Annotated in this window: 6 protein-coding genes; 1 reads left to right on the top strand and 5 read right to left on the bottom strand. The window is 48.3% G+C overall.

Annotated features, from left to right (window positions below):
• On the top strand, window positions 1–638 hold a 638-nt coding region (locus tag HOLDEFILI_RS06420), incomplete at its 5' end, for a restriction endonuclease subunit S (protein WP_006058719.1).
• On the opposite strand, the gene HOLDEFILI_RS06415 is transcribed toward HOLDEFILI_RS06420, so the two are convergent.
• From HOLDEFILI_RS06415 to HOLDEFILI_RS06395, 5 genes are all read right to left on the bottom strand, one after another.
• Window positions 631–1,848: a restriction endonuclease subunit S gene (locus tag HOLDEFILI_RS06415; RefSeq protein ID WP_006058718.1), complete on the bottom strand. Its 1,218-nt coding sequence runs from the start codon at window positions 1,846–1,848 to the stop codon at window positions 631–633. The genes HOLDEFILI_RS06420 and HOLDEFILI_RS06415 overlap by 8 nt on opposite strands.
• Window positions 1,849–2,447: 599 nt before the next feature.
• Entirely contained in the window at window positions 2,448–4,700 is a 2,253-nt protein-coding gene (locus HOLDEFILI_RS20230; protein ID WP_006058717.1) for a sensor histidine kinase, read from the bottom strand.
• 4 nt (window positions 4,701–4,704) lie between these two features.
• Window positions 4,705–5,409, bottom strand: a complete 705-nt coding sequence (locus HOLDEFILI_RS06405; RefSeq protein WP_006058716.1) for a response regulator transcription factor — start codon at window positions 5,407–5,409, stop codon at window positions 4,705–4,707.
• Window positions 5,410–5,485: 76 nt separating this feature from the next.
• The gene (locus HOLDEFILI_RS06400) at window positions 5,486–6,364 is read right to left on the bottom strand and encodes a glycosyltransferase family 2 protein (RefSeq protein ID WP_006058715.1); all 879 of its coding nucleotides are present in this window, start codon (window positions 6,362–6,364) and stop codon (window positions 5,486–5,488) included.
• A gap of 3 nt (window positions 6,365–6,367) precedes the next feature.
• The coding region (locus HOLDEFILI_RS06395; RefSeq protein WP_006058714.1) for a TVP38/TMEM64 family protein at window positions 6,368–6,742 on the bottom strand (375 nt) is incomplete at its 5' end.

Here is a 6,742-nt window from a genome sequence, read left to right as displayed (position 1 = left end):
CACAGCAGTCTCTCGTCGATAACCTCAAGAAGTATAAAAGAGGTGCCGTTGATGGTCTGCTGGCTCAGAAAATCAAATTCCCGACAAGCGATACTTGGGAAGAAATGATAATTTCCGATTTATTCACTCCGATCAGCGACAAAGGGCATAGTGATCTCACTGTATTAACTATCGTTCAGGGGACGGGAACACTCCCTCGCGACAGTGTAGACAGACGCATTTCGTATGATAAATCCAACACAAATACATATAAGCGTGTTGTTGAGAATGATTTTATACTGCATCTTCGATCTTTTGAAGGTGGTCTCGAAATTGCCAATAGTGAAGGCATAGTTAGTCCAGCTTATACAATACTGAGGGCAAGTAGGAAAATATCTCCTAAATTCTATTACGCCTATTTTAGGTCATATTGGTTTATCAGCAATAAGCTCAGGATCGCGGTCGAAGGAATAAGAGATGGAAAGTCAATCAATATGGACACTTTTTGGAATATCAAGATTCCTTATCCATCGCTGTCTGAACAAATACAAATTGCGGAATATCTCCAAGTCATTGACCTCAAACTAACAAATGCAGAGAAAACGCTTGAAAATCTCATGAACATCAGAAGCGGATTGATGCAGCAATTTTTCATATAAAGAGTTGCTGCACACAGCCAACCTTCATTGAAACAAGAAGCTCATATTCCTTTTGAGCTGCTTGCAGACGTTTCTCTATTTTGTCAAGCATTTCTGCATAGATAAGCTGCCTTGTTCTATCTGGAAACATCACCGGTATGCCCATAAGCAAATCATCAGTCATAGATACTCGATCATGGCGAACTCCTTGTGATCCGTTATCGTAAATATATCTGTGCCAAGCGTCGCTCTTGAAGTACCATGCAAGATACGAAGGGTAAATATCCGCTTGAAGCACAAGGCAAGTATAGAGGGGAGAAATAATTCCTTTTTCGCTGAGGCTATATCTGTTAAACGGTCCATATGGTGCGGTGTTTGACTTTCGCGGATTATATACAAAATCGCCCTCTTCGATAACATAGTAATTTGCTGTATTTCCATCGACTGCTATATCTTTCTCGAAGAACTCACGCTGAGGGACGAGTCCGTATTCTGCGGAGTTTGTTATTACATTCTTAACCATACCGTTTGTGTTGCGACGCGATACTTTTTTGAAGACATCACCTAACCGAACGCAAGTCCACTCTGTATTTCCTTGAGCAAACGAATGACGAAAAATATGCTGTATGACTCCTCTTTTATACTTCTTGAGGGCTGCGACAAACTGCTGTTGTTTGTTGATACGATTGCTTAATAGAGCTAAAAACTTCGCCACTTTTTCCTGTTCGTCACGACATGGGAGATAAAGCGATTGTTCGTACAAAGTGTCCCACTCCACATTCCTCCTACATACACTTGCGCCTACGGTGGTTGCATTGTAGAAGAAACGCTTTGCTGCATCGGATTTTATCCACTGGGCTATGAGATCAACAGAGCAACCGATGATGTCATAAGTTTTGTATGCAGGAGATACCATTCCATGCTCAAACCGCTGATTGACATTAGCATTACCCAAGTGAAGGTTTTGTGTGGACAGCACCATCGTTCCGTGTTTTATTTTCTTATAGCCTTTATTGCTTGCACCACGCTGATGTCCAAAGAGTTCTGTATTTAGGAACATTCCCTCGATGGCGGCAGAAAGAAGAGTATCTTCGTTCTCTTCTTTTGTACGATCACTATACTCATGAACAAGATCGCCAAAGGCGATTGATTTCCACGGTTCATCAAAGCCCGGAAAGCGGAGCTTCGGACACTTTTCGAGACCGTTACTTGAGGAGTAATTCGATAACAAACATCGATACTCTAATTAAGGCCAATAAATTCTCAAAAAAATAAAAACCTATTTTTCTTCAATTATTTTCAATTAAATAGAATTGAAGAAAAGAATGCCCTTTTCTCCTTTTTAATATATTTATTATTTCTATTAAATTTAGATCAAGGCTAGATCTATCTCTATAATATTGCATATGATTCACGTATTCAAAGTTTTTAATTCATTTTCATATAATTGCTCCTTTGATGTAAATATAATCTTACTATACAGAAATTAATTCATGAAATCAATAATGCACACTAACTATTAAACAGAATTGAAGTACTAAAAAAATTTCTATTGATAAAAAGAATCCTAACCGTTATCGCAAAATTCAGACTAAACCTTAACTAAATTGTTTATACACTTATATTATAAGCAATTGTTCCCTATCAGGAATCTAATGCTGAAATGAATCATCAACTGATGTCTTTCTTTGATCTAAATAGAAAGAAAAAGATCTCAACCAGTTAGGTTTGTGTTCCAAACTGATCTCGATCTTATTTTATCGTTCTACTTTTCTCTGATTTACTCATATGGAGAACGAATTTCATTTATTCTCTTTTTTTGAAGATTATTTAATCCTTTTTATTTTCATTATTTTTTGAAATGTCGATCAGCGGCGCCTGCGGCATGTCCAGCTTCACGGTTTCCGCCGGTTTCGGTTTGAGATCTTCCAGCGCGCGGCGGTTAAAGATCACGATGACCTTGAAGAAATCGCCGTCCGTCTGAATCGTAAAGTGCGCGTGCTGGCTCTCCGCGAAGCCCTTGGCAATCGCCAGCCCCAGCCCGGAGCCTTCCGAGTTGCGCGATTTATCTCCGCGCACAAAGCGTTCGACTAAATCGTTTGGATCGAAGTCGATCTCCGTCTGGGAAATATTGCGGATCGACAACACCACTTCCTCGCCCCGCTCAATCAGCGTCAGATAGACGCGCGAGCCACGGAGTGAATATTTCGTCACGTTGGAAACAAGATTTTCCACGATCCGGTACGTCTTCTGCGAATCCAGCGGCAGTACAATCTTATCGTGACTGTACGAGGTCTTGATCGTCAGTCCGGCTTTCTCAATCGCCGGAGCCAGCTCGAACAACGTCTGCGAGATCAGGGAAACAAGATCGACATCCACGACATTCAGCTTCAGATCGCCGCTGTTCGCCTTGCTGACCTCGAACAAATCCTCAATCAGATGCTTCAGACGCATGGAATTGCGTTCCAGCACCGCCAGATATTCCTGCCGCTTGGCTTCGTCCGGCTCCTGCTTCATCAGATCGATATAGGAGATCAGCGAGGTCAGCGGGGTTTTCAAGTCGTGGGAGACGTTGGAAATCAGTTCCGTTTTCATCTTCTGGCTCTTGGTTTCTTCCGCGATCGCTGTGTTGAAGCCATAGCGGATATCATCCAGCTCGCTGTGCAGCGGCTCGAAAATCCCTAAATCCTCACGCACTTCCGTTTCCAGATCGCCCCGCGCCATCCGCCGGGTACAGCCCAGCAGCGTCTCATAGTCGCTGCGCAGCCGCTTCAAAGCCCGCATGATGATGAAATACAGGAAGACCGTGTAGATAACCGCCGCAAAGAAATCGTCCAGAAGCAGACACAGAACACTGATCAGTGCGACGTTGACGACCATTAAACGGATCAGTCGGGAATGCGCCTTCTCCGAGAAATCAACGGTAAAGCATTCCTTGGTCCATTGCTTCAGCGTTGACCAGCCATGCCGCACGCCATGCCAGAGCCTCCGCCACAGCGTGATCGTCGCCATCTTGCCCCACGTTTGATGCCAGCCGTCCCGCAGCGCGGCGCGGATCCAGTAAATCGCGCAGTACAAGCCGAAGCATTCCAACAGGAACGTGAACTCATAACCGAGAATCTGGAAGACGCCATTTATGTCGTCAGCCGACTGGGAATAAAGATCGAGCATGATGCCGCCCAGATTATAGGACATTTCCTCCATCATGGCCAGCGCCACGACGCTGATCAAAATCTGCGCTTCCAGCGGAATCCGGTCGAGCAGCTTTCCGAGCCGGGTATCGCGCATCTTGCCGCGGGTAAAGTACAGCGCGCCTAAAAACAGGATGAAGTACAGCACCATGTTAATCCGCGAGGCCAGCTGCCGGTAGGAATAATATTCGGCGTTGTGGATTAGGCTGGTAATCGCGTCGTCGCTTTCCAGCACGTTGGGAATGCCGAAGATCAGTGTGATATCCTTCAGCACCGGCTCATGCAGCTCCAGGGAGAAATCCCCATAATACTGCACATAGTCCGCCAGTACGCTCAGCGGATAAAAATCCGAATAGCCATAACCGCTGTTGGACGTAACGCTCAGCACACCGTAGCTGTCGTATTCCGCCCGGATCCAAAACTGATAGTTTTTGGATAATTCACTGTCGGTCTGGGCCAACGCGTTGGTTTTGGGTCTGCGCACGGTCGTCTTGGTGGCGTTGTCAATCGCCAGGGCATGCAGATTGCCCAGCTGCAGGCTGTTTTTAAACTCCTGCTGCAGCGACCAGTCGAGCTGCGATTTCTGTTCATTGATCTCGCTCTGCGTCCATCCGTCTTCTAAAAGACGCTGCTGCTGATCGGCGCTGATCAACAGATCGGCATAGCCCAGATCGGTATGGTTGACCTCGTTGATCAGATCGCGGATCATCGTGACCGCATAGTCGTTAACCCAGGCACGAACCGTGCGGCTTTGGCCGAACAGCTCGCGGTGCGTTTCCGGCCCGGCGTTCTCGCTGATCGACCCGGCCGATGGGACAAGGATCAGACTCAGGAAACAGATCAGAACCAGAAAACCGGTCAACAGTTTTTCTGAAAATTTGGATTTGTTCATTCCTTTATCCCTTCTCTATTTTGTAGCCGACACCCCACACCACCTTTAAATACCGCGGATTGCGGGGATCGATCTCAATTTTTTCACGGATGTTGCGGATGTGCACCATGACCGTATCGGTCGCGATCGCTTCCTCGTTCCACACCCGTTCGTAGATTTCTTCAGCGCTGTAAACGCGTCCCGGATTTTTCATCAACAGCTGCAGAATCCGGAACTCGATCGGCGTCAAGCGCACCGGATTGCCGTCGAGCGACACTTCCTTGGTGTCGTTGTTCAACTCCAGGCCGCCGACCGTATAGACCTGTTCATCCTCGCTCTGATGTTCTTTCAGGCTTAAGAATTTGGCATAGCGGCGCAGCTGGGAATTCACCCGTGCCAACAGCTCCATCGGCGTAAACGGTTTGGTGATATAATCGTCCGCGCCCATGTTCAGGCCGGTGATTTTGTCCATGTCCTCGGATTTCGCCGACAGCACGATCACCGGAAAATCATAGCTCTGCCGCAGCGTCATGATCATCGTCAGCCCGTCCATGACCGGCATCATCAGATCGACGATCGCCAGATGAATCGTCTGACGGGCCAGGACCTCCAGCCCTTCCTTCCCGTTATAGGCGCGATGAACGCCGTACCCCTGGTTCTTTAAATAGATTTCGATCGCGTTGCCGATCTCGACTTCGTCTTCACAGACGAGAATTTGATAGTTTTGCATGGTTTGCTCCCCTCACTGATTCTTCCTTTAGTATAGAATAAACTCATGAAGTTGCAACGGATAAAAAGCTTAAGAATTAGTAAAGATTGCGATGAACGAGGAATTCTGTGCTGGGCGAGGGTTCAGAAAACGGCAGAATCTGATCCAGGAGCGGATCATCGAAGCGGCCGTGCAGCGCCAGCGCGCCCCCGATCACTAACCGCACCCGCGCCAGCATGAACCGGGCCTGACGTGTCAGCGTCGGATCATAGGCGACGATGCAGCGGGCCTGATCCTGGAACGCTTCCAGCATATCCTTAAGGATATCCGGGCGCAGCGAATAGGTCAGACTGTTCGGCCGACGGGTATTGTAATGAACCAGAGTATCCGGAACGATCACGGTCTTCTCCGCTCTCAGCAGTATCTGGGGAATCAGCTGGACGTCCTCAAACACCCGGCCTTCCCAGAACTGCAGGCCGTCGAACAGCGACCGCCGGATCAGCTTGCCCCAGGCGTAGTTGCGCACCTGGCGGTCCTTCATCAGCATTTTCATCAGCGTCCGCTTGTGCGGAATCTGAACGCGGCGGACGTGGCGGCGGGTCGTGATCCGGCCTTCATAAACGTTACCGCAGATCACGACATCGGCCTGATACCGGGCCTGCGCCGCCACCAGCGTTTCCAGTGTGCGCCGCTTCATCCAGTCATCGCTGTCCAGAAACAAAATGAATTCGCCCTTCGCGGCCTTTAGCGCCGCGTTGCGGGCCGCTGAGACGCCGCGGTTTTCCTGATGGATGACCGTGATCAGCTCAGGATGGATCTTCGCATAGAAGTCCAGCCGCGATCCGGTGCGGTCCGTGGATCCGTCATCAACGGCAATCACTTCGAAGTCGTGATAGGTTTGTTCCAACAGGGAACGGATGCAGGTATAGATTTCTTTCTCGCTGTTATAAGCGGGGATTAAGACGCTGACTTTCATGATTTATCCCTCGGACGGCACAAAGGCCGTCTTCCCTTTCTTGGTTTTCGCCTGTTCATTTCGTTGATGCTCCAGCGCTTTCTGCTGGCGTTTTTTCATCACCGCGCGGTAGAGCAGCAGCCCTGCGCCGCTGAAGGCGATCGTAATCGCATAAATCCAGAAGGCCGATGCGAAATCCTGCTGGATCAGCTTGTCCCCGGCAAGCGTCGAGGTGATGATCGACGGAATCCGCGCAACGGTGGTGATGACCAGGAAGTGTGAGAACTTAACGGGAGTTAACCCGGCAAAGTAGGTGATGATATCCTTCGGCGTGCCGGGAATTAAGAAGATCAGGAAGATCAAATTGTCCAGCTTCTGTTCATCCTTCATAAACGAAAG

Origin of the sequence: Holdemania filiformis DSM 12042 (assembly GCF_000157995.1) — a bacterium.
Lineage (GTDB): Bacteria > Bacillota_I > Bacilli_A > Erysipelotrichales > Erysipelotrichaceae > Holdemania > Holdemania filiformis.
Note: the sequence above shows the minus strand (reverse complement) of the source record. Positions and strands in the feature narration are given on the sequence as shown.